This window comes from Rhodococcus sp. NPDC019050, assembly GCF_055664235.1.
In genome coordinates this window covers 195,464-217,679 of the sequence record NZ_JBVOON010000004.1, presented here as the reverse complement: position 1 = coordinate 217,679, position 22,216 = coordinate 195,464, and the positions used below count along the sequence as shown (strand labels likewise).

The window sequence follows — 22,216 nt, the reverse complement described above, 5'->3', positions numbered from 1 at the left end:
CATCGTGGCGAGCGTGAACATCAAGCCGCTCGAGGACAAGATCCTCGTCCAGGCCAATGAGGCCGAGACGACGACTGCCTCCGGCCTCGTCATCCCGGATACGGCGAAGGAGAAGCCCCAGGAGGGCACCGTCGTCGCTGTAGGCCCCGGCCGCTGGGACGAAGATGGCGACAAGCGCATCCCGCTCGACGTCAAGGAAGGCGACGTCGTCATCTACAGCAAGTACGGCGGAACCGAGATCAAGTACGCCGGCGAGGAGTACCTGATCCTGTCTGCGCGCGACGTCCTGGCTGTCGTCGCCAAGTAGGCCGCACACATTCCGCCCCGGAGTTCCGTCATGGACCCGGGGCGGAATTGGTTGCGGATCATCCGATTCCAGGAGTAGCCGGAGAAAATGTCCAAACTTATCGAGTTCAACGAGACCGCGCGCCGGGCACTCGAACGCGGTGTCGACCAGCTCGCCGACGCCGTCAAGGTCACCCTCGGCCCGCGTGGGCGGCACGTCGTGCTCGCCAAGGCCTTCGGTGGCCCCACCGTTACCAACGACGGTGTGAGCATCGCCCGGGAGATCGAGCTGGAAGATCCGTTCGAGAATCTCGGCGCCCAGCTCGTCAAGAGCGTCGCCACGAAGACCAACGATGTCGCGGGTGACGGCACCACCACCGCCACCGTTCTCGCGCAGGCGCTCGTCAAGGCCGGACTGCGCAACATTGCCGCGGGCGCGAACCCGATCGCCATGGGTTCGGGCATCTCCAAGGGCGCCGACCGCGTCTGCGAGGCGTTGCTCGCCGCTGCCACCCCGGTCGAAGGCAAGAACGCCATCGCGCAGGTCGCCACCGTGTCGTGCCGCGACGCCGAAATCGGCGAGATGGTCGGCGAAGCCCTCACACGGGTCGGCGAAAACGGTGTCGTGACGATCGAGGAATCCTCGACCATGCACACCGAACTCGTCGTCACCGAGGGTGTGCAGTTCGACAAGGGCTTCCTGTCCCCGTACTTCATCACCGACGTAGACACCCAGGAAGCCGTCCTCGAGGACGCGCTCGTCCTGCTCTACCGCGAGAAGATCACCGCGCTGCCCGACTTCTTGCCGTTGCTCGAGAAGATCGCCGAGTCGGGTAAGCCCGTCCTGATCATCGCCGAGGACATCGAGGGCGAGCCGCTGTCGACCCTGGTGGTCAACGCGATCCGCAAGACCCTCAAGGCGGTCGCGGTCAAGGCTCCGTACTTCGGCGATCGTCGCAAGGCGTTCCTCGACGACCTCGCCGTCGTCACCGCCGGCACGGTCATCAACTCCGACCTGGGCCTGTCCCTCAAGGAGGCCGGACTCGACCTGCTCGGCAAAGCGCGTCGCGTCGTCGTCACCAAGGACAGCACCACGATCGTCGACGGTGCGGGCACGGCCGAGGACATCGAGGCTCGCGCGGCGCAGTTGCGGCGTGAGATCGAGGCGACCGACTCCGACTGGGACCGGGAGAAGCTCGAAGAGCGTCTCGCGAAGCTCGCCGGTGGCGTCGCGGTCATCAAGGTCGGCGCGGCCACCGAAACCGATCTCAAGGAACGCAAGTTCCGGGTCGAGGACGCGGTGAACGCGGCCAAGGCTGCGGTCGAGGAGGGCATCGTCCCCGGTGGCGGCTCGGCACTGGTTCAGGCAGGGCTGTCGCTGCGCGAACTCGAGGACTCGCTCGCAGGCGACGAGGCACTCGGTGTCGCGGTCCTGCGCACCGCGCTGACCGCTCCGCTCTACTGGATCGCCTCCAACGCCGGACTCGACGGCGCCGTCGTCGTGAGCAAGGTGGCCGAGGCGGAGAAGGGCCACGGCTTCAACGCCGCGACCCTCACCTACGGCGACCTGCTCGCCGACGGTGTCGTGGACCCGGTGAAGGTGACCCGCTCGGCGGTCGTCAACGCGGCGTCTGTCGCGCGGATGATCCTCACGACCGAGAGTGCCATCGTCGAGAAGCCGGAAGAGGCAGCGGGCGACGACCACGGTCACGGTCACGCCCACTAGCAAGGACCCGAAACACGAAGCCCCGCGCGGAGTTACATGCGCGGGGCTTCGTCGTGTTCGGGGGCGGCCCGGGTCCGGCCCGGCCATCCTTCACACAGCGATCTTGCGACGGCGATGCCGCGCGTACATCTCGCGTTCGGTCTCCGACATTCCGCCCCAGATGCCGTACGGCTCGGCCACGGTGAGCGCGTGCTCGCGGCACTGTTCGAGGACGGGGCAGCTGCGGCACAGATCCTTCGCCCGGCTTTCACGCTGGGCGCGTGCGCGTCCGCGTTCACCGTCGGGGTGGAAGAACATCGAGGAGTCCACTCCGCGACACTTGCCGTCCATCTGCCAATCCCACAGGTCCGCGTTGGGTCCGGGCAGGTGATTCGGTGCAGGCATGTGGCACTCCTTCGCAGCGTTGCTCACTTCGAGGGCGAGCAGACCGTAGTTCGGTAAACGGGATACCCCCGCGCAACCGACCTAATCTTTCTTCCGAGCGAACTCACCGTAAAAGCGTTATCGATTCACCGTCAAGGCTTCGGATCAGTGGTGAACTCCATAACGAGAACGACAAGAATTAACCCCTGAAATATTTACATTGCGACCGGGTCGTGATGCAACACGGACCTCCGACGCGCGTCGCATATCTGCCCGGTGTCCGGAATGCCCATAGCGTCACCGTCATGACCATTGCGAACACTCCGAAGGTGTCTTCTGGGGCGGTTTTCGCAGGGTGCCGGGGTCTTCTGCCGGCTGTCGCCTGCTGTCATACAAATTGTATGTTCTTAACGCTCCGTTAAACGAAATGTTCGAAATCGGACCGCTGGACGTTTGTCCTATTCCACTCTGCAAGACTATTTGCGCGCTCGGTGCGTATTTATTCGAAACAATCGAACCGGTCTCGGGCGGGCCGGACGGCGGTGCGATGATTGTCCGATGCTCACCACCGGCCCCACGAAGGATGACATCGAATCGGCGTGGCCGCAGTGCGCGCCGGCGCCGAACTCATCCGAGCCCACGGAGAGGGCGGCGTTCGGGGCTGCTCCGGGGCTGTTCCCGCTCCCCGCCGCGCGCGACGTGGAACAGAGATGGCACCGCGCTGTGGCGCTGGGTGGTCAGGGCCGCTACGCCGCCGCGCGGGCCGAGCTCTCGCGGCTCCGGCGGCAGGTCGGGTTCACGGGCCCGTGGGCGTCACTCGTCGCGAGTACGGAGGCGTCGCTGCTCAGGCAGCTCGGTGGACACCGTGCGGCCGCCGTGGCGGACGGTGCGGCGCTCGCGGCGGTAGGAGCGCAGACTGCTGCACAGGACGATCCCGAGGCCCGCATCGCATCCGTCCGTGCGCGCTGTGACGCGCTGACCGGCCTCGCTGCGGACTCGCTCGGCACGGCCGGACCTGCGCGGTCCCGAGCCCTGCTGGACCGGTGCGCCACGGTGCTCGACGAGGCGGTCGATACCTACGGCGAGGGAATGTTTCTGCGTCAGCAGATCCGCCTGGCATGGGTGAGCGCCGAGACGGCCCTCGCGTACGCGGACTTCGATACGGCGCGGGCGTGTGCGGAGCGCGCAGTCGCCACCGCCGCGCGGTACGGCTCGGTGCGGCACGCGGTGAAGTCCGATCTGATCCGGGCGGCGTCGTTGACCGGCGATACCGACCTCGAACCCGCGCGTGTGCTCGCGAGAGAAGTCTTCGACCGGTCCGGGGCGCACGGGTTGATTCCCCTCCGGTGGGCGGCGGCAATGCTGCTCGACGGGATCGGCGGTTCTGCAGAGGCGGCCGCGGCGGGGAAGGCATGCGCCGCAACGATCGTCCGCCGCGGTGGGCGATTTGTGACGATCGGGCATTAGTCGGTACGGCCGTACACGATCTGTCCGAGACTATCGCTACGCTGTGAGAGTTCCACGTCTCAGTGGAAGCACGCCCGGGTGGGGATCGTGTCGCTGTAACGCCAGGACTTGCGCAATCGATGACTGTTATGGGTGAGGAGTGGGACGCCGCCGTTGTTGCGGCTGCGCAGGGCGATCGTGCTGCTCTTTCCCGAGTTCTCGTAACTGTTCGACCCCTCGTCGTGCGGTACTGCCGCGCACGGGTCGGATCCGCAGAGCGCGGCCAGCTCTCTGCGGATGACGTAGCGCAGGAGGTGTGCCTGGCTGTGATGACTGCGTTGCCGAGATATCAGGACCAGGGACGACCCTTCATGGCGTTCGTCTACGGCATTGCGGCCCACAAGGTCGCCGACGCACACCGCAGTGCGGCGCGAAATCGCGCCGAACCCGTTGCGGATGTGCCGGAAGTGATGTCGCTCGACGACAGCCCGGAGGACTTTGCGCTCAATTCCGAATCGAGCCGGGAGATGAAGAAGCTGTTGGAGGTTCTCCCGGAGAAGCAGCGTGAGATCTTGATCTTGCGTCTGGTGATGGGGTTGTCCGCCGAGGAAACGGCCGCCGCGGTCGGAAGCACAGCGGGAGCGATACGAGTGGCTCAGCACCGAGCCATCGCCAGACTCAAGAAGGAAGTCACGAGAGCAGGTGAAAGGAATGGGTAGGAGGCGCAATTCGGGCGAGAGCTTCTCCGAGGATCTCCCCGACGGCGACGCTACCGTGGACATCTCTGCAGTCCGGCGCGATGATGCCCTCATCGATGCGATCTCGGGCAACGGACCCGTCGAGACCGAATCGAACGAGGAATACGAACTTGCGACTCTGCTTGCCGGCTGGCGTGCGGAGATCCTGTCCGACCCGGTGCCTGCGGGGCCGGACCTCGACCAAGTCGTCGCCGCCGTCCACAGGGAACTCGGCGCTCGCGACGCGCTCGCTTCGCGGCGTGCGCGGTCGAGTCGTCAGCTTCGCGTGATCCGCCCCATCGCCGGTGCGGCTGCGCTCGTCGCCGTTGCGCTCGGTGGTGGCGCCGCGATCTCGTACAGCGCGGAGCCCGGCGACCCGTTGTGGGGTGTCAAACAGGTCGTATTCAGCGAACAGGCGCACTCGACGGAAGCCCGGATCGACACCACGACCACCCTCGAGCGGGCCGAGCAATTGATCGCCGACGGCAAAGCCGACGAAGCCGAGCAATTGTTGCAGTCGGCCGAAGCGCGGTCCTCCCGCGTCACCGACGCCGCCGACCGCGACGCTCTCGGCGAGTGGCTGCAACGGTTGTCGGCCGAGATCGACAAACTGACTCCCGCGCCGATGCCGCCCACCCCTCCGGACGCTGCAACAGTTCCCGCACCTGACGACGGGCAGCTTCCGTCGGTCCTTCAGGCACCGACCGAACCCGCGCCCCCGCCGACCACCCTCCCGGCCATCCCGCCGACGGAACCGGTGCCGCCGCCAGTCCCGACGCCGGACCCCCCGGTCGTCGATGCACCGCCGCCGTCCGAGACGCCGTCCCCGACGCCGACAACGCCACGGACCCCGCCCGGAACCACCGAACCGGCCGGCGGGACGCCCGGCGACGCGTCGTCGCCGCAGCCCACGACACCTGCGTCGGCTTCGCATTCGCAGACCACGCCGAGGTCGGAACCGGGCAATCCTTAGCGGCCGGCGCACCCGCCTCCTGAAAAGAAGCTCCTGAATAGAGAGGGCCCGGCAGCAACGCTGCCGGGCCCTCGTCTTCGTCTGTGGATCGGATCAGGGTTCGCGCCCGTAGGGGTCCACCGGCAACGCCTCGTTCATCGAGGCGTCGGCGTACCCACGGCAGTAATCCCACGTGACGTACGCGTCGGGCGCGGGATCGAAGGCAGGCTCGTGCGGACGCACAGTGCCGTCGACGAGCAACTGCAGAAGGTTCGCGCGGAGCATGTCCCAGTCGTGGTAATGGTCCTGGTGGCAATCCTCGCAGCACACGACGAGACCGCGGACCCCGCGTGGGGCCAGCAACGCCTCGTAGACCGCGAGGTCGGCGAGGTCTTCTTCCACCGCGAGGCGCTCTGCAGGGTCGAGTGGCTGACCCGGTTCGATCGCGTCCAGAGCTGCGGACGGATCGTCGGGATCTCCTGCGAACGGGTCCGGGGGAAGCCCGGGGGGCAACTGATCACGCACGACTCCACGGTACGCAGCCCGAGGGGTTCTGCGCCAGCGGTACGGCCCGGACACGCCGCAACCCGGCCGCATCCCGTGTCGAATCCGCACCGGAACGGCCACGGTGCCAGGGTTGAGCGAGGACAGTTCCGGCCAACGGATATCATGGACATGTGCGCGTAGTCCCGGCTCCGGCGGTGCCGGAACGGGAAGCGCAGGCGGCGGTTCTGCAGGTCGGCATCGCTGCACACCACAATTTTCCGATGCCGGACGGTTGCCGTCCGCACCCATCGATCGTCAACGGAGGGTCCGAACCGCATGAGTAGTACCGGAGGGCATGTGCACACCGGCGGTGACGACCCCGAGAAGGTCGCCATGTTGGGACTGACCTTCGACGACGTGCTGCTGCTGCCGGCGGCGTCCGACGTCGTCCCGAGCAAGGTCGACACCTCGAGTCAGCTGACCCGCGACATCCGCCTGCGTACACCGCTGGTGAGTTCCGCCATGGACACGGTCACCGAGTCGCGCATGGCCATCGCGATGGCCCGTGTCGGCGGTATGGGCGTGCTGCACCGCAATATGCCTGCGGACGTGCAGGCCGCTCAGGTCGAGACCGTGAAGCGGTCCGAGGCGGGCATGGTCACCGATCCCGTGACCTGCAAGCCGACCGACACGCTCGCCGAGGTCGACGCGAAGTGTGCGCGCTTCCGCATCTCGGGTCTTCCCGTCACCGACGACGAAGGCCAGCTCGTCGGCATCATCACGAACCGTGATATGCGGTTCGAGGTGGATCAGAACCGGCCGGTCTACGAGGTGATGACCAAGTCGCCTCTCGTCACCGCGCGCGAAGGCGTCACCGCCGAGGCCGCACTCGGGCTCCTGCGCCGTCACAAGATCGAGAAGCTGCCGATCGTCGACGGTCAGGGCAAGCTCACCGGGCTGATCACCGTCAAGGACTTCGTCAAGACCGAACAGCATCCCAACGCCACCAAGGACCGCGACGGCCGTCTGCTCGTCGGCGCGGCTGTCGGCGTCGGTGACGACGCGTGGACTCGCGCCATGACCTTGGCCGACGCAGGAGTCGACGTCTTCGTCGTCGACAGTGCGCACGGCCATTCGTCGAACGTGCTGTCGATGATCGCCAAGCTCAAGGCCGAGGTCGGAGACCGCGTACAGATCATCGGCGGCAACGTCGCGACCCGGCAGGGGACCGCAGCCCTCATCGAGGCAGGCGTCGACGCAGTGAAGGTCGGCATCGGCCCCGGTTCCATCTGCACGACGCGTGTCGTCGCGGGTGTGGGTGCGCCTCAGATCACTGCGATTCTCGAAGCCTCGGCGGTCGCGCGTGCTCACGGTGTGCCGGTGATCGCCGACGGTGGCATGCAGTTCTCCGGAGACGTGGCGAAGGCCCTCGCGGCCGGCGCGTCCACTGCGATGCTCGGCTCGCTTCTCGCCGGCACGACCGAGTCGCCCGGCCAGCTGATCCTCGTCAACGGCAAGCAGTTCAAGAGCTACCGCGGCATGGGTTCGCTCGGCGCGATGCAGAGCCGGGGCGAAGCCAAGTCGTACTCGAAGGACCGCTACTTCCAGGACGACGTGCTGTCCGAGGACAAGCTCGTGCCGGAGGGGATCGAGGGACGTGTCCCGTTCCGCGGACCTCTGCAGCAGGTCACGCACCAGCTCATCGGTGGCCTTCGGGCGGCCATGGGCTACACGGGGGCGTCGACGATCGAGGAACTGCAGAACGCACAGTTCGTCCAGATCACCGCGGCGGGTCTGAAGGAGAGCCATCCGCACGACATCACGATCACCGCGGAGGCACCGAACTACGCTGCCCGGTAGGGCCAGGAGTCCGCAGCATGCCCCGTCTCAGGTGTGACGGGAGCACCGTCAATTCAGGAGAAAGGGGCGCGCGTGCGCGACCTCGTTGAAATCGGCATGGGCCGCACGGCTCGCCGCACCTACGAACTGGACGACGTCGATATCGTTCCGTCCCGGCGGACGCGTTCGTCGAAGGAGGTGTCGACGGCGTGGCAGCTCGATGCGTACCGCTTCGACATTCCCGTCCTCGCGCACCCCACCGACGCCCTGGTGTCGCCGTCGTTCGCGGTGGAGCTGGGTAAGGCCGGAGGCCTCGGTGTCATCAACGGTGAGGGCCTGTGGGGTCGTCACGCCGACGTCGACGCGGTGATCACCCGGCTCGCCGAGATCGCCGACTCCGATCCGGACCCGAGTGCCGCGATCCGGTACCTGCAGGAGCTGCATGCGGCCCCACTGAAGCCCGACCTGCTGGCCGCCGCGGTCGCACAGGTGCGTGACGAGGGCGTCACCACCGCGGTGCGCGTGAGTCCGCAGAACGCGCGCGCCCTCACTCCCGCGCTTGTGAAGGCCGGCATCGACCTGCTCGTCGTGCAGGGCACCATCATCTCCGCCGAGCACGTCGCGCACGGCGAGGACGAGCCGCTCAACCTGAAGACGTTCATCTCCGAGCTCGACGTGCCGGTGGTTGCCGGCGGCGTGAGCGACCATCGGACGGCCCTGCACCTGATGCGCACGGGTGCCGCGGGCGTCATCGTCGGTTTCGGATCGACAGCGGAGGCGACCACCACGAGTCCTTCGCTCGGGATCGGAATCCCGATGGCGACGGCGATCGCGGATGCGGCTGCCGCTCGTCGCGACTACCTCGACGAGACCGGTGGCCGGTACGTCCACGTGATCGCGGACGGAGATATCGAGACCGCCGGTGATCTGGCGAAGGCGATTGCCTGCGGCGCCGACGCCGCGGTGCTCGGCGCCCCGCTCGCGGTGGCGGCAGAGGCCGCCGGACACGGCTGGTACTGGCCCTCGGTGGCCGCGCACCCGTCGATGCCTCGCGGTGCGGTGCTCCAGGTCGCGTACGACGAGCAGCCCAGTCTGGCGCGCGTCCTGAACGGGCCGTCCGACGATCCGTACGGTTCGCTCAACCTCGTCGGCGGGTTGCGCCGGTCGATGGCCAAGGCCGGGTACTCGGATCTGAAGGAATTCCAGAAGGTCGGGTTGTCGGTGCGCGCCTGATCCTCGCGCTCGACCGTTCGGCTTCGCCTGTGGCCGGAGGTCACCCGTGCTTACTGCACGAGGTGACCTCCGGCCACAGGCGTATCCACGTCCGAAGGCCCTTCGTGCAAGCGGCTCGTCGGGCAACTCGGGGGTCTTCGTGCAACTCCGGGTAACGGTTAGGGTGGCTAGTGTCGGTAGTCACACGGCCAGCGTGCATACTGGCCGGTAACAAATGCCGTTCGGTGGAGGTGCCATGAGTCAGCAGCGGGTTACGGACTACGACGTGCTCATCGTCGGATCCGGGTTCGGTGGAAGCGTCACCGCGCTTCGACTGGTGGAGAAGGGATACAAGGTCGGGATCCTCGAAGCAGGCCGTCGATTCGCCGACGCCGACTTCGCGAAGACCAGCTGGGACCTTAGGCGGTTCCTGTGGGCACCCAAGCTCGGCTGCTTCGGTATCCAGCGTGTCCACCTGCTGCGCGACTGCCTCATCCTCGCCGGTGCCGGTGTCGGCGGCGGTTCGCTCAACTACGCCAACACGCTGTACAAGCCGCCTGCGGCGTTCTTCGAGGACCGCCAGTGGGCCGGCATCACCGACTGGCACGACGAACTGAGCCCCTTCTACGACCAGGCGCGCCGAATGCTCGGTGTCGTGCAGTACGGGCGGATGACCGCGGCCGACACGATCATCAAGTCCGTCGCGGACGACATGGGCGTGGGAGACACCTTCGTCCAGACCCCCGTCGGCGTGTACTTCGGTGAGCCCGGCCGGTCGGTGCCGGACCCCTACTTCGGTGGTGTCGGGCCCGACCGCGCGGGCTGCATCGAGTGCGGCGAGTGCATGACCGGCTGCCGCCACGGCGCGAAGAACACCCTCATCAAGAACTACCTGGGACTGGCGGAAAGCGCAGGGGCGGAGATCATCCCGCTGACGACCGTCACCGATCTGCGCCAGGCCCACGACGGTACGTGGGACGTGATGACCGAGCGCACCGGCGCGTGGGTGCGCAAGGGCCGCCGCACCTACACGGCATCCCACGTCGTGCTCGCCGCCGGTACGTGGGGCACCCAGCACCTGCTGCACCACCTCAAGGACACCGGTGCGCTGCCCGCACTCTCCGATCGCGTCGGCGAACTGACCCGCACCAACTCCGAATCGATCGTCGGAGCGGGCATGTACGCCGTGAACCCCGATATGGACATCACGCAGGGAGTCGCGATCACGTCGTCGTTCCACCCGACGCCCGACACCCACATCGAACCCGTGCGTTACGGCAAGGGTTCGAACGCGATGGGCCTGTTGCAGACCCTGATGACCGACGGCGACGGACCCGTACCGCGCTGGGTGAAGTTCCTCGGCCAGGTGGCGAAGAATCCGCGCAAGATGCTGCGGATGCTCTCGGTTCGCAACTGGAGCGAGCGCACGATCATCGCGCTCGTCATGCAGAACCTCGACAACTCGATCACGACGTACACGAAGAAGAGTCCCTTCGGCCGTCGGAAGGTCACCAGCAAGCAGGGCCACGGTCAGCCCAACCCCACCTGGATTCCGGCAGGCAACGAAGCGACCCGGCGCATCGCCGAGAAGATCGACGGAGTCGCAGGAGGCACGTGGGGTGAGATCTTCAACATTCCGCTCACCGCCCACTTCCTGGGCGGGGCCGTCATCGGGACGGATCCCGAGCACGGTGTGATCGATCCGTACCAGCGGGTCCACGGTTACCCGACTCTCAGTGTCGCGGACGGTGCCGCGGTTTCGGCGAATCTCGGCGTGAACCCGTCGCTGACCATCGCTGCGCAGGCGGAACGGGCGGCAGCGCTCTGGCCCAACAAGGGTGAGCAGGACCAACGCCCCGCCCAGAACGAGCCGTACCGCAGGCTGCAGCCGATCGCGCCGAAGAATCCGGTGGTCCCCGAGGGCGCTCCCGGCGCGTTCCACCTGCCCATCGTCGAGATCACCGGTTCGACCGGGGCCGCCTGACCTTCGTAGCGGTCCGGCCGCGTCGGGAGCACCCGGCGCGGCCGCTTAGACTGTTCGGGTGTCGCAAACCCAGCAGTCCAGGCCGGTCCTCGTAGTCGATTTCGGAGCCCAGTACGCGCAGCTGATCGCGCGGCGCGTCCGTGAGGCGAACGTGTACTCGGAGGTCGTGCCCCACACGACCGCCGTGGAAGAGATCGCCGCGAAGGATCCGCTCGCGGTGGTGCTCTCCGGCGGTCCGTCCAGCGTCTACGAAGACGGTGCGCCCACACTCGACCCGAAGCTGTTCGATCTCGGCGTCCCGGTGTTCGGCATCTGCTACGGCTTCCAGGCGATGGCCCAGGCCCTCGGCGGCACCGTCGGGCACACCGGTGCCCGTGAATACGGCCGCACCGAGCTCGAGGTCTCCGGCGGAGTTCTGCACGACGGTCTGCCCACGACGCAACCGGTGTGGATGAGCCACGGGGACGGCGTCACCGCAGCTCCCGAGGGCTTCGAGGTCACCGCGACGAGCGCGGGTGCCCCGGTCGCCGCCTTCGAGGATCGCGCCCGGCGACTTGCCGGCGTTCAGTACCACCCCGAGGTCCTGCACTCACCGCACGGCCAGCAGGTTCTGAGCCGCTTCCTGCACGACATCGCGGGCATTCCCGGCAGCTGGACGGCAGCCAACATCGCCGAGTCCCTCATCGAGCAGGTCCGCGCCCAGGTCGGCGACGGCCGCGCCATCTGTGGGCTGTCCGGTGGCGTCGACTCCGCGGTCGCGGCTGCACTCGTGCAGCGCGCGATCGGTGACCGCCTGACCTGTGTCTTCGTGGACCATGGGCTGATGCGTGAGGGTGAGCGTCAACAGGTCGAGAAGGACTTCGTCGCCGCCACGGGCGCGCGGCTCGTCACCGTGGACGCCTCGGAAACCTTCCTCCGGGAGTTGTCCGGCGTCACCGATCCCGAAACCAAGCGCAAGATCATCGGCCGCGAGTTCATCCGCAGCTTCGAAGGTGCAGTGGCCGAGGTTCTCGGCGAGGGCGCCGAGAAGGGCGAAACCGTCGAGTTCCTCGTCCAGGGCACCCTGTACCCGGACGTCGTCGAGTCGGGCGGCGGGTCCGGTACCGCCAACATCAAGAGCCACCACAACGTCGGTGGTCTGCCCGAGGACCTCCAGTTCTCGCTCGTCGAACCGCTGCGCCTGCTGTTCAAGGACGAGGTGCGCGCCGTCGGCCGCCAGCTCGGTCTGCCCGAAGAGATCGTCGGCCGGCAGCCGTTCCCCGGCCCGGGCCTCGGCATCCGCATCATCGGCGAGGTCACCCGCGAGCGGCTCGAGATCCTTCGTCGCGCCGACTCGATCGCGCGTGAAGAACTCACCTCCGCCGGGCTCGACAACCAGATCTGGCAGTGCCCGGTCGTGCTGCTCGCCGACGTGCGTAGCGTGGGCGTGCAGGGTGACGGCCGCACCTACGGCCACCCGATCGTCCTGCGCCCCGTCTCCAGCGAAGACGCGATGACCGCCGACTGGACGCGACTGCCGTACGAGGCGCTCGAGCGTATCTCCACGCGCATTACCAACGAGGTTGCCGAGGTGAACCGCGTAGTGCTCGATGTGACGAGCAAGCCGCCGGGAACCATCGAGTGGGAGTGACCTTCGCGGCGTCGTAGTGCACGGGAGCAGGTCGAGCGCCCTCGACCTGCTCCGTGATGCCGTCTCCTCTGCCTAGACTGAAACGTCACCGGCGAGGAGCGCGGAACATGGACCACGACCCGAGATCTCAGTCCTGCCGCAATCACCACAGGCCTCCGGCATGACCAGCGGCACGCTCGTCAACGTGGGGGCGGTGCTGCTGTTCGTCCTCGTCGGCGGCGTGTTCGCCGCTACCGAGATGGCCTTGGTGTCGTTGCGGGAAAGCCAACTTCGGGAGTTGGCCCGGCGTGGCGGTCGTGGTCGCCGCACCGCCGCCCTCGCGCGTGACCCCAACCGGTTCCTGTCCGCCGTGCAGATCGGCGTCACCGTCGCGGGGTTCTTCTCCGCCGCCTTCGGTGCGTCCACCCTCGCCCCCGATGTGGCACCGACGCTGCGCGGTTGGGGGCTCGGGCCGGCAGTCGCCGATGCAGTCGCTCTCGTCGGCACCACCTTGGTCATCGCCTACCTGTCATTGGTGCTCGGTGAGTTGGTGCCCAAGCGCATCGCGTTGCAGCGGTCCACCGGGATGGCGCTGGCCACGGCACCCGCCCTCGACCGATTCGCGAGCATCATGCGACCGGTCATCTGGCTGCTCTCGGTCTCCACCGATGCACTGGTGCGCCTTCTCGGTTCCGACCCGTCGATCAAGAACGAGCAGATCACCCACGAGGAACTGCGCGACATGCTCGTCGGTCTCGAGGCGCTTTCCGAGGACGAACGCAGCGTGTTCACCGAAGTGTTCGACGTAGGCTCCCGGAACCTGAGGGAGGTGATGCGGCCACGCACCGAAGTGGACTTCCTGCGCGCCGACACGACGATTCCCGACGCCCGGGCACTCGCCCTCGGTCTCGGCCATACGCGATATCCCGTCATCGCCGAATCTGCGGATCACGTGGTCGGATTCGTGCATCTGCGCGATCTGCTGCTGGACGAACGGCCACAGGGCACCGTCGCCGACCTCTGCCGCCCCATCGTGTCGCTGCCCGGCTCCAAGCCCGCCCTCGCCGCCCTGACCGTGATGCGGCGCGGCAACGCGCAGATCGCCCTCGTCGTCGACGAGTACGGAGGCACCGCAGGCATCGTCACGGTGGAGGACATCGTCGAGGAAATCGTGGGGGAGATCGGCGACGAGTTCGACCCCGTCGTCGGCTCATCCGGTGGTACTTCGCGGGCGGGAGACCCGCAGATCGCGTACGACGACATCGACGGACTGCTCCACGTCGAGGATTTCACCCGGCAGACCGGCATTCCCTTGCCCGACGGTCCGTACGACACGATCGCCGGCTACGTCCTGTACCGGCTCGACCATCTGCCGCAGGCGGGGGAAAGTCTCGTGGTCGGCGGTAATCGGCTGACCGTCACCGAACTCGACGGGCGCCGCATCGCGCGTCTGCGTCTGACTCGGCGACAGTCCGATCCGGACGGCTCCTCCCGCGCTCAGGCCTGAGCGCGGGAGGAGCCGCCGTGTCGCTTGCTATTTGGAGCGCCGGTTCGGCAGGAACACGAGCACCGCTCCGATCACGACCGCTGCCCCGACCAGGACCCATCCGCCGTCGAAGCTGGCGAGGACATCGAGCGAGAAGGGCCCGAGAAGCGCCCATCCGCTCACCGCCAGCGCAACGAGGCCGAACAGCAGAAGCAGGAGCGAGGGACCCCGGCGGCACGGCCCGGCGTGATCTTTCTGCGAGGATCCGGTATCGAATCCGGTGTCGTACTCAGCCACGACGCACCTCCAGGTTCCCGAAGTCGACAGCCGTGTCCAAGGTCAGGACCGGCCCCTTCTCACCGTCGCGCCCACCGTCGAGGCCGGGCTCGGGGCATTGCGTGATCTCACCCGCGTCGACTGAACACGTCGTGCGGACATCGAGGTTCTCCGGCAGCAGCACTTCGACGTTGCCGAAACTTCCGTCTACCTCGACGGTGTAATCCTCGGTGAGTTCGAGGTTCCGCAGATCCAGATTCATCTGGCCGAACCGGGACTCGTAGGCGGGTTGGAGTTCTGCCGCCGAGGTCGGTGCCCAGTCGCGGTCTCCCCAGTTCGAGCGGTCCATCGGGCCGACGATCGATGCCAGCACCACGAACCCGAGCAGCGGTCCGGTGACGACCAACAGGCCGTGGCCGCGATGCAGGAACGCACCCACGATCATGCCGGCGCCGATGACCGCGAGTGCGATGGCGCCGACCCGGGCCGGTGTCATCCACACCACGTCGCCCGATACGGCTACCGCTCCCGCGGCCGCTGCAGCGAGCACCGCAAGTCCGAGCACCGTGGTGGTCAGCCGCGACCGCCGCTTGCGGGTGGGAACGAGATCACGGGTCGGGGTGGGTTCGGGGAGATCCCATGCGAACGGCGCGACGCCCAGCGGATCCCACGCCGGCGGGCCGCCGGCCACGGCAGAGGAGGCGTCCTTCGTCGGAGGTTCGGGCTCGACCGGTTCCTTGCGAAGGTCGGGCCGGGACCCGGAGGGCGTGCCCTGCTGCGTCGTGTCGTCCGGCGTGCCGGACTTCAGGTAGTCGGGGTCGCCTGGCGCCGGTCCGGTGGGCGGCGACATCGACGGGCTCGTCGCAAGCATGTTCCGCACGGCCGCGTTGTGCATGAACATCCCGGGCGAGAAGATGCCGTTGTGGAAGGGCTGCTGCGGACTCGCGGACGAATCGGCCGCGAATCCACCGTCCGCAACCGGCAACGCAGGTGCTTCCGGTTGGCGCTGGTAGAGCAACCACCAGCCCGCGAGCATCAGGAATGCACCGATGAAGCCGGAGCCGCCGAAGCCCGCTCCGACAGGTCCGATCGCGCTAGCCGAGATAGCCAGCGCCACGAGGATCACGATCACCTTGGTGGACGTCTCCGAGCTGCTCCCGCGCCCCATCAGGGACTCGAGCGGCGACACCTGGTCGCCGAGGCGCGTGAACAGCACCCACGCCGCCAGGTAGAGCACGATCCCGGCGCCACCGAAGATCGCCGACACCGCGAACGCGACGCGGATGAGCACCGGGTCGACTCCGTAGCGCATCCCGATACCCGCACATACGCCGGCGATGTGCCCCTGGTCCGGCAGTCGTACCGGGCGGGTGCGCCACATGTCCGACAGTTGCTCGGGGAAATTCCTCGTGGTCATGGGACCATCCTGTCGCGTGGGAGCACTCGGCACATCGGGGACCAACCCTGATTTCCGGGGACCTCTGAGAGTCCGACATCAGGGTCCGTCCCCGATGCCGCACGGGTGGTAACCGTGTCAGTATCGAAGTGTGCAGCCTGTAGCCGAATCACCTGCGACCGTCCCGCGCCTCGAACGACGCATGGGCGGACGTGTCGTGGGCGGCGTCGCCGGCGGGTTGGCAGACCATCTCGGCATCGACGTCACGAAGGTTCGGGTCGCGTTCACGGTACTGGCCGCGCTCGGCGGGGTCGGCATCGTCGCGTACGGCATGTTGTGGATGTTCGTCCCACCCGGATCGGACGATGTGCGCCCGGAACCGGGGGAACGACGCCGCGCGGTGGGTCTTGCAGTGATGGGACTCGCCCTCGCCATCGGCCTGTCGTGGCTCTTCAGCGGCGGTGCTGCTTCGGTGATCACGCCGGTGCTGGTGGTCGCGGTGGGGGCCGCCCTGGTGTGGCGGGAATTCGACGCGGAAGGACCGAGGTCGGTCTTCGGTCTCCCGGCCAAGCCGACGGTGCTGGCGTGGGCTCGCGTCCTCGGTGGTCTCACCCTCGTGGTGACGGGACTGGGAGTGATCGTCCTCGCCCAGGTGGATGTGGCGGCGCTACGATCGTCGCTTCTCGCCGTGGTCGTGACTCTGATCGGTGCCACGTTGCTGTCCGTGCCGTTGTGGATCCGGATGTGGCGGGCGCTCGAATCCGAACGTGCCGCGCGGGTGCGCAACGAAGAGCGCGACGAGATCGCCTCGCACCTGCACGATTCGGTACTGCAAACCCTCGCTCTCATCCAGAAGCAATCTGCCGACCAGCAGGAAGTGCTCCGGCTTGCTCGCAGCCAGGAACGCGAACTGAGGCGGTGGCTGTTCGGTGGGGACGAGTCGCCGCGGACTTCTCTCGCAGAAGCGTTGCGGACGATCGCGGGCGAAGTCGAGGACCAGTACGGGGTGTCGGTCGTGCCCGTCATCGTGGGTGACGTGGCACCGGAAGACGACGACATCTCGGCCGAAGCCGTCACCGCCGTGCTGGGCGCGACGCGCGAAGCGCTCGTCAACGCGGCCAAGCACGCACAGGTGGAGAACGTCGATCTGTTCGCCGAGGTCGAACCCGACCAGGTGAGTGTGTTCGTCCGCGACCGCGGGGTGGGATTCGATCCCGATACGGTGCCCGGGGACCGGCAGGGGCTCGCCCGTTCGATCCGGACGCGCATCGAACGCCGCGGCGGGCGGACGGTCGTGAAGTCCAATCCGGGCAAAGGCACCGAAATTCGCATCCATATGCCGCGCGCCGGACGCGAGCGGAGTGAGGACACGACCTTAGAGTGGGAGGTGACCGACCCCCACCCCGAGGAGCAGACGCAGTGATTTCGACCCCGGTGACAGCGTCCGAGGTTTCCGAACGCGCCGGACGCTTCCGTGTGTTCCTCGTCGACGACCACGCGGTGTTCCGTTCCGGTGTCCGCACCGAGTTGGGGCGCGAACACGACATGGACATCGTGGGGGAGGCCGGTGGGGTAGGTGAGGCCGTCGCCGGTATCGAGGCTGCCCGGCCCGACGTGGTCCTTCTCGACGTGCACATGCCCGACGGTGGTGGCGTCGCCGTGCTCAACCGTCTGCCCGACGGGCCGGTGTGCCTGGCGCTCAGTGTGTCCGACGCGGCCGAAGACGTCATCGCCGTCATCCGTGCGGGTGCGCGCGGCTACGTGACGAAGACCATCTCCGGACCCGATCTCGCCGATGCGGTGCGTCGGGTGGCCGGCGGGGACGCGGTGTTCAGTCCGCGACTCGCGGGTTTCGTACTCGATTCCTTCACCGGCAGATCTTCGGCGCCGGAACCTCCGCTCGATCCGGAACTGGATTCACTGACCCCACGCGAACTCGAGGTTCTGCGGTTGCTCGCGCGCGGTTACACCTACCGGGAGATCGCCGAGGAACTGGTGATCTCGGTGAAGACGGTGGAGACCCACGCGTCGAACGTGCTGCGGAAGACCCAGCAGTCCAACCGCAATGCGCTCACCCGATGGGCACATCGGCGACGTATCGACTGACCGCTCAGTGCGTGGCGAGGCGCTCCGTGTTCCGCGTCGCGATCGCCGTGGCCACATTGTCGATTCCTCCGAGAACGCCTGCGCCGTAACCGTCGTCCGCGAGCGCGTCACTGTAACTCCGCGCTGCGGCGAGATGCTCGGCAGCGGAATCGAAGTCGCCGAGGCGGCGGTAGTCGTCTGCGAGATTGAGGTGCAGCGACGGGTAGAAGCCGCGGATGTGGAGGGACTCGTGATGTTCGCGGACACGCTGGTCGTCCAAGTCGTCGGCGGCGGCCAACGCCCTCAGGTCCCACTCGAGTGAGGATGCCGCGCTGTCGTGCAGGTCGGCCAGATAGTGGGCGAGGGTGCAGCGGTGCAGGGCATCGCCGTCGGAGCCGATCGTCGTCCACAGTTCTTCCAGTGCGGCGCGGGCAGCGGCGGTATCTCCCGTGCGGCCCAGGGTCACGGCGTCGGTGATGGCCGTCATGGTCCGATCCACTGGTGGAGTGCTCATGGTGTGCTCCCTGGGTGCTGGGTGGGAGCAGATCGTCGCATGTGCATCCGACAGGCTGGACGAGTCAGGTCACGAGAAAGCTGATCACGAGGGCTGCCACGAGCGCTGCGACCAAGAGCGTGACCATCGCTGCCATTGCGAGCGGGGCGTAGGCGACGACCTTTTCCTGCAGGCTGTCGGGCGCCGGGCCGCTCGGAAGGAGGCGGTCGAGCAGATCGGACGGGTGCAGGCTCTTCTTGCTCGACGGTCCCTGCGTCTTGTGTCCGGGGGGTATCTCGCCGAGCGGACGGTCGACGAACGACCCGCGCAGCCGGAGAGGCTCCGCGAGGGCGGTGGCGCGCTGCGCCCAGGAGGGGACGGTCCCGTCCTCCGACAGGATGGGACGCCCGCGGAGCTGTGCGGCCGTGCCACCGGGGCCGAGCGTCACCGCGGCGAGCAGGTCGCGGGCCTCGGCCATCGTCGGCCGGCGAGCCGGATCCGGCTCGAGCATCGACAGCAGGACATCGGTGAGCGGACCCGTGTTCGTGGGCATGATGATTTCGGCGCGGGCAACCCGGTGCAGCAGGGCGATCGAGTCGGCCTCGAAACCGAACGGAGGTTGTCCCTCGATGGCGGTGTAGAGAGTGGCGCCGAGTGAGAAGACGTCGCTGGCCTCGGTCGGGTCGTTGCCTCGCGCGACCTCCGGTGCGAAATATGCGGGCGTTCCGATGATGACGCCTGCCGGGTCGTTGTCGCCCTTGACCCGGGCGATGCCGAAGTCGCTGATCTTCACGACACCGGAAATATCGCCGCGCTCGGCGATCAGGATGTTGCCGGGCTTGACGTCCCGGTGGACGATGCCGGCCGCGTGTGCGGCGGTGAGGGCGTCGGCGACGTTCGCCCCGATCTGGGCCACGACGTACGGCGGCAGCGTGTCGACGGCGTTCATGACCTGCGCCAGACTCCGGGACGGCAGGTGTTCCATGACGAGCCAGGGCTCGCCGTAGTGCAGCGCCACGTCGTACATGGAGATGGCGTGTTCGTGCGTGAGCTGGGCCGCGACCCGGCCTTCGCGCAGTGCGCGGCGGCGGATCTCCTCGGCTTCGGCATGGTCGAGGTCGGCGGTGGAGATCACTTGCTTGACAGCAACATTGCGGCCGAGTCTGGTGTCGCGGGCGAGCCAGACGGCGCCCATCCCGCCGCCACCGAGCTTGGAATCGAGTCGATACCGCCCGGCCACGAGGTGGTCCGGGCCGACGACTCGTCCTGCTCTGTCCTGATCGACCACCTTGCCAAGGGTAGTGGATGGGCTCGGAGACCCCGGTGCCGAGACTGCGAAGGTGTGGCCGGCCGCTCACTTGACGGCGAGTGACGGCATCGGGTCTACTGGAATTGTTCGAATGGATGTTCGAATACGAATTCGGGCTGGGCCACGTCTTCCCCGTGGTCGGCCGGTCGTGTGCAACGCGGCAGGCGGATGACAGGGGTGCATGTTGGGTGAGGTAGCCGAATTTCCGGTCGGTGGCGAAGCGAGCCAGGAGCGGACGCGGCAGATAGAGGCGCTGCGACGACGGATCGCCGCCGTTCCCTCGCGTGGTGAGGTCTCCCGGCCGACGCCGGTCTCGGAACCGGTCGAGGTCGCGTCCCACGGCGTGCTCCCGGTGCCCGCACCTCTCGCCGACCTGCTGCCGCACGGAGGTCTCGTCCGCGGCAGCGTCGTCTCGATGTCCGGTGCTGCGTCCCTGCTGCTGGGGGTGCTGGCCTCGGTGACCTCGTCGGGCGGCAATGCCGCGGTGATCGGCCAGCGGCGGCTGGGATTGCTCGCCGCCGCGGAAATGGGTGCCCGGCTGCAACGACTCGCGGTGATCCCGGATCCCGGGCCGGATCCCGTCGAGGTCGCAGCCGTCCTTCTCGACGGGATGGATCTCGTCGTCCTGGGTTTGGGCGGCACGTCCGTCCCGCCGTCCCGCGCACGTGCGGTCGCGGCCAGAGCGCGCAGCAAAGGAGCTGTCCTGATCGTCACCGACGGCCGGTGGGAAGGGGCGCAGGTTCGGCTCGAGGCGCAGGTCAGCGGTTACGAAGGAGTGGACGGGCCCGGTCTCGGAAGGCTGTGCAGGACGCGGCTGTCGGTACGGGCGCACGGCCGGGCGTTTCCTCTGCGCACCACCCAGGTCGACGTATGCGCCGAACGCAGCACAGTGCTGTGGGAGTCCGGCAAGCCCCGTCTCATCGGTGGCGATTCCGGACGACAGGTCGCGCAATGACCACGCCCGGGCAGGCTCCGGCCCGGGTGGTCGCGGTGTGGTGTCCGGACTGGCCGGCGGTGGCGGCTGCGGCGGTCGCCGATCTGCCCGCGACTACTCCGATCGCGGTGGTCGCGGCCAATCGTGTGATTGCGTGCTCTGCCACCGCGCGTGCCGCAGGGGTGCGACGTGGTCTGCGCCGACGTGAAGCGCAAGCGAGATGTCCGGAACTGCATGTGGCCCAGTCGGATACCGATCGCGACGCAATCCGGTTCGAATCGGTGGTGTCCGCGATCGATGAGGTTGCCCCGGGAGTGGAAGTGCTGCGCCCGGGCCTGGTGGTGCTGGCAGCACGCGGTGTCGTCCGATGGTTCGGCACCGAGGAGACAGCAGCGGAAAGCCTGGTCGACGCGGTAGCCGCGGTCGGAGTCGAATGCCAGGTCGGTATCGCCGACGAACTGTCCACCGCAGTACTCGCAGCACGGCGAGCCACCCTGGTTCCCGCCGGCGCCGGTGCCGGATTCCTGGCACCGCTACCGATTTCGGAACTGGCGGTGGAACCTGCGCTGGCGGCTCCCGAACGCACCGAAACGGTGGATCTGTTGCGTCGGCTGGGGATACGCACGATCGGGACGTTTGCCGCATTGACCCCGGCCGAGGTGGCCTCTCGGTTCGGCTCCGATGCGGTCGCTGCGCATCGGAGTGCGCGGGGTCTGCCCGAACGCCCGCCGTCGGGTCGGGCGATCCCCCCTGACCTGGTGGTGGAGTATCCGTGCGACCCCCCGATCGAACGTGTCGACGCTGCCGCGTTCGTCGGTCGCACGCTGGCCGGACTGCTGCACGTACGCCTCGCCGCGGCGGGGGTGGCATGCACGCGCCTGCTCGTCGCCGCGCGCACCGGCAACGGCGAGGAACACACCCGCACGTGGCGCTGTGCCGAACCGTTGACCCCGGACGGGACGGCCGACCGGGTGCGATGGCAACTCGACGGATGGCTCACCGGCCGCAGCGGATCCCGCCCCACAGCGGGGATCGTGCTGCTACGTCTGGAGCCGGTCGAAGTGGTGGCCTCCGGTGCGTTGCAATTGGGCTTGTGGGGCGGCGTAGGGGACGAGGACGAGCGGGCCAGGCGAGCCCTGGTGCGCGTCCAGGGGCTTCTCGGCGGCGACGCGGTGCAGGTGGGGGTGCTCAGCGGTGGTCGCGGTCCGGGTGAGCGCGTCGTTCTCGTGCCCGTGGGGGAAGAGGCGGTCCCGGCGTCCGATCCCAGCGCTCCCTGGCCCGGCCGGCTTCCTCCACCCGCCCCCGCCATGGTCCTGCACGAACCGCCCGCCGTCGCAGTGGCCGACGAGTCCGGTACGCCGGTGACGGTCACGGAGCGGGGAGTGCTGGACGGGCGACCGGCCCGGTTGCGATGGGGAAGTCGCAGCTGGACGGTGCTCGGGTGGGCAGGGCCCTGGCCGGTGGACGAGTACTGGTGGGACCCGGCGTCGGCGCGACATGTCGCCCGGCTCCAGGTGCTCCTCGACGGCTCCCGCGCGCTGCTCGTCATCTTCGGCGCGGACGGTTGGCGCGTGGAGGGTGTCTACGACTGAGTAGGC

At 67.9% G+C, this 22,216-nt stretch carries 20 protein-coding genes; 14 read left to right on the top strand and 6 right to left on the bottom strand.

Going from position 1 to position 22,216, the window contains the following annotated elements; translation table 11 throughout:
* Positions 1 to 4: 4 nt before the first annotated feature.
* Both groES and groL read left to right on the top strand, forming a co-directional pair.
* Positions 5 to 307 (top strand): co-chaperone GroES, encoded by a 303-nt coding sequence (gene groES / locus AC0B44_RS07330; protein ID WP_006550071.1) that lies wholly within the window; start codon positions 5 to 7, stop codon positions 305 to 307.
* A gap of 87 nt (positions 308 to 394) precedes the next feature.
* A complete protein-coding gene (gene groL / locus AC0B44_RS07325; protein WP_471902268.1) occupies positions 395 to 2,011 on the top strand; it encodes a chaperonin GroEL in 1,617 nt (538 codons plus the stop codon).
* Positions 2,012 to 2,101: 90 nt separating this feature from the next.
* Here groL and AC0B44_RS07320 read toward each other — a convergent pair whose 3' ends face one another.
* Positions 2,102 to 2,395: a WhiB family transcriptional regulator gene (locus tag AC0B44_RS07320; protein WP_471902267.1), complete on the bottom strand. Its 294-nt coding sequence runs from the start codon at positions 2,393 to 2,395 to the stop codon at positions 2,102 to 2,104.
* 537 nt (positions 2,396 to 2,932) lie between these two features.
* On the opposite strand from AC0B44_RS07320, the gene AC0B44_RS07315 reads away from it, so the two are divergent.
* From AC0B44_RS07315 to AC0B44_RS07305, 3 genes are all read left to right on the top strand, one after another.
* Positions 2,933 to 3,841: a hypothetical protein gene (locus AC0B44_RS07315; RefSeq protein WP_471902266.1), complete on the top strand. Its 909-nt coding sequence runs from the start codon at positions 2,933 to 2,935 to the stop codon at positions 3,839 to 3,841.
* Between the two features lie 119 nt (positions 3,842 to 3,960).
* Entirely contained in the window at positions 3,961 to 4,539 is a 579-nt protein-coding gene (locus AC0B44_RS07310) for a sigma-70 family RNA polymerase sigma factor (protein WP_471902265.1), read from the top strand.
* Entirely contained in the window at positions 4,532 to 5,530 is a 999-nt protein-coding gene (locus AC0B44_RS07305) for an anti-sigma-D factor RsdA (protein ID WP_471902264.1), read from the top strand. Before AC0B44_RS07310 ends, AC0B44_RS07305 begins: the two co-directional genes overlap by 8 nt.
* A 93-nt stretch (positions 5,531 to 5,623) precedes the next feature.
* On the opposite strand, the gene AC0B44_RS07300 is transcribed toward AC0B44_RS07305, so the two are convergent.
* Positions 5,624 to 6,034, bottom strand: a complete 411-nt coding sequence (locus AC0B44_RS07300; protein WP_072699555.1) for a DUF5319 domain-containing protein — start codon at positions 6,032 to 6,034, stop codon at positions 5,624 to 5,626.
* Positions 6,035 to 6,331: 297 nt separating this feature from the next.
* Between AC0B44_RS07300 and guaB the strand changes: the two genes are divergently transcribed.
* The 5 genes from guaB (at position 6,332) to AC0B44_RS07275 (ending at position 14,146) form a co-directional block, all read left to right on the top strand.
* On the top strand, positions 6,332 to 7,855 hold the full coding sequence (gene guaB, locus AC0B44_RS07295; RefSeq protein ID WP_471902263.1) for an IMP dehydrogenase: 1,524 nt from the start codon (positions 6,332 to 6,334) through the stop codon (positions 7,853 to 7,855).
* Positions 7,856 to 7,927: 72 nt separating this feature from the next.
* Positions 7,928 to 9,067 carry a GuaB3 family IMP dehydrogenase-related protein gene (locus AC0B44_RS07290; RefSeq protein ID WP_471902262.1) on the top strand — a complete coding sequence of 380 codons (1,140 nt, stop codon included), beginning with the start codon at positions 7,928 to 7,930 and terminating at the stop codon, positions 9,065 to 9,067.
* 235 nt (positions 9,068 to 9,302) lie between these two features.
* Entirely contained in the window at positions 9,303 to 11,030 is a 1,728-nt protein-coding gene (locus AC0B44_RS07285) for an FAD-dependent oxidoreductase (protein ID WP_471902261.1), read from the top strand.
* Positions 11,031 to 11,088: 58 nt separating this feature from the next.
* Positions 11,089 to 12,660 carry a glutamine-hydrolyzing GMP synthase gene (gene guaA, locus AC0B44_RS07280; protein WP_471902260.1) on the top strand — a complete coding sequence of 524 codons (1,572 nt, stop codon included), beginning with the start codon at positions 11,089 to 11,091 and terminating at the stop codon, positions 12,658 to 12,660.
* Between the two features lie 160 nt (positions 12,661 to 12,820).
* Entirely contained in the window at positions 12,821 to 14,146 is a 1,326-nt protein-coding gene (locus AC0B44_RS07275; protein WP_471902259.1) for a hemolysin family protein, read from the top strand.
* 27 nt (positions 14,147 to 14,173) lie between these two features.
* Here AC0B44_RS07275 and AC0B44_RS07270 read toward each other — a convergent pair whose 3' ends face one another.
* Both AC0B44_RS07270 and AC0B44_RS07265 read right to left on the bottom strand, forming a co-directional pair.
* Positions 14,174 to 14,422, bottom strand: coding sequence for a hypothetical protein (locus AC0B44_RS07270; protein WP_471902258.1), 249 nt, complete (start codon positions 14,420 to 14,422; stop codon positions 14,174 to 14,176).
* The gene (locus tag AC0B44_RS07265; RefSeq protein WP_471902257.1) at positions 14,415 to 15,818 is read right to left on the bottom strand and encodes a PspC domain-containing protein; all 1,404 of its coding nucleotides are present in this window, start codon (positions 15,816 to 15,818) and stop codon (positions 14,415 to 14,417) included. The genes AC0B44_RS07270 and AC0B44_RS07265 overlap by 8 nt, the downstream gene beginning before the upstream one ends.
* Positions 15,819 to 15,948: 130 nt before the next feature.
* On the opposite strand from AC0B44_RS07265, the gene AC0B44_RS07260 reads away from it, so the two are divergent.
* Positions 15,949 to 17,220: an ATP-binding protein gene (locus tag AC0B44_RS07260; RefSeq protein ID WP_471902256.1), complete on the top strand. Its 1,272-nt coding sequence runs from the start codon at positions 15,949 to 15,951 to the stop codon at positions 17,218 to 17,220.
* Positions 17,217 to 17,903, top strand: coding sequence for a response regulator (locus AC0B44_RS07255; RefSeq protein WP_471902255.1), 687 nt, complete (start codon positions 17,217 to 17,219; stop codon positions 17,901 to 17,903). The genes AC0B44_RS07260 and AC0B44_RS07255 overlap by 4 nt, the downstream gene beginning before the upstream one ends.
* Positions 17,904 to 17,907: 4 nt before the next feature.
* On the opposite strand, the gene AC0B44_RS07250 is transcribed toward AC0B44_RS07255, so the two are convergent.
* Entirely contained in the window at positions 17,908 to 18,396 is a 489-nt protein-coding gene (locus AC0B44_RS07250; RefSeq protein ID WP_471902254.1) for a hypothetical protein, read from the bottom strand.
* Positions 18,397 to 18,460: 64 nt separating this feature from the next.
* A complete protein-coding gene (locus AC0B44_RS07245; RefSeq protein ID WP_471902324.1) occupies positions 18,461 to 19,615 on the bottom strand; it encodes a serine/threonine-protein kinase in 1,155 nt (384 codons plus the stop codon).
* Between the two features lie 253 nt (positions 19,616 to 19,868).
* Here AC0B44_RS07245 and AC0B44_RS07240 point away from each other — a divergent pair, with 253 nt between their 5' ends.
* Entirely contained in the window at positions 19,869 to 20,639 is a 771-nt protein-coding gene (locus AC0B44_RS07240) for a hypothetical protein (protein ID WP_471902323.1), read from the top strand.
* Positions 20,636 to 22,210 (top strand): DNA polymerase Y family protein, encoded by a 1,575-nt coding sequence (locus tag AC0B44_RS07235; protein WP_471902253.1) that lies wholly within the window; start codon positions 20,636 to 20,638, stop codon positions 22,208 to 22,210. The genes AC0B44_RS07240 and AC0B44_RS07235 overlap by 4 nt, the downstream gene beginning before the upstream one ends.
* Positions 22,211 to 22,216 lie beyond the last annotated feature (6 nt).

Coding starts and splice junctions, on each gene's coding strand:
- AC0B44_RS07315 (WP_471902266.1), top strand. CDS start 2,933: ATGCTCACCACCGGCCCCACGAAGGATGACATCGAATCGGCGTGGCCG.
- AC0B44_RS07285 (WP_471902261.1), top strand. CDS start 9,303: ATGAGTCAGCAGCGGGTTACGGACTACGACGTGCTCATCGTCGGATCC.
- AC0B44_RS07250 (WP_471902254.1), bottom strand. CDS start 18,396: ATGAGCACTCCACCAGTGGATCGGACCATGACGGCCATCACCGACGCC.
- guaB (WP_471902263.1), top strand. CDS start 6,332: ATGAGTAGTACCGGAGGGCATGTGCACACCGGCGGTGACGACCCCGAG.
- AC0B44_RS07265 (WP_471902257.1), bottom strand. CDS start 15,818: ATGACCACGAGGAATTTCCCCGAGCAACTGTCGGACATGTGGCGCACC.
- AC0B44_RS07310 (WP_471902265.1), top strand. CDS start 3,961: ATGACTGTTATGGGTGAGGAGTGGGACGCCGCCGTTGTTGCGGCTGCG.
- groL (WP_471902268.1), top strand. CDS start 395: ATGTCCAAACTTATCGAGTTCAACGAGACCGCGCGCCGGGCACTCGAA.
- AC0B44_RS07235 (WP_471902253.1), top strand. CDS start 20,636: ATGACCACGCCCGGGCAGGCTCCGGCCCGGGTGGTCGCGGTGTGGTGT.
- AC0B44_RS07305 (WP_471902264.1), top strand. CDS start 4,532: ATGGGTAGGAGGCGCAATTCGGGCGAGAGCTTCTCCGAGGATCTCCCC.
- AC0B44_RS07320 (WP_471902267.1), bottom strand. CDS start 2,395: ATGCCTGCACCGAATCACCTGCCCGGACCCAACGCGGACCTGTGGGAT.
- AC0B44_RS07275 (WP_471902259.1), top strand. CDS start 12,821: ATGACCAGCGGCACGCTCGTCAACGTGGGGGCGGTGCTGCTGTTCGTC.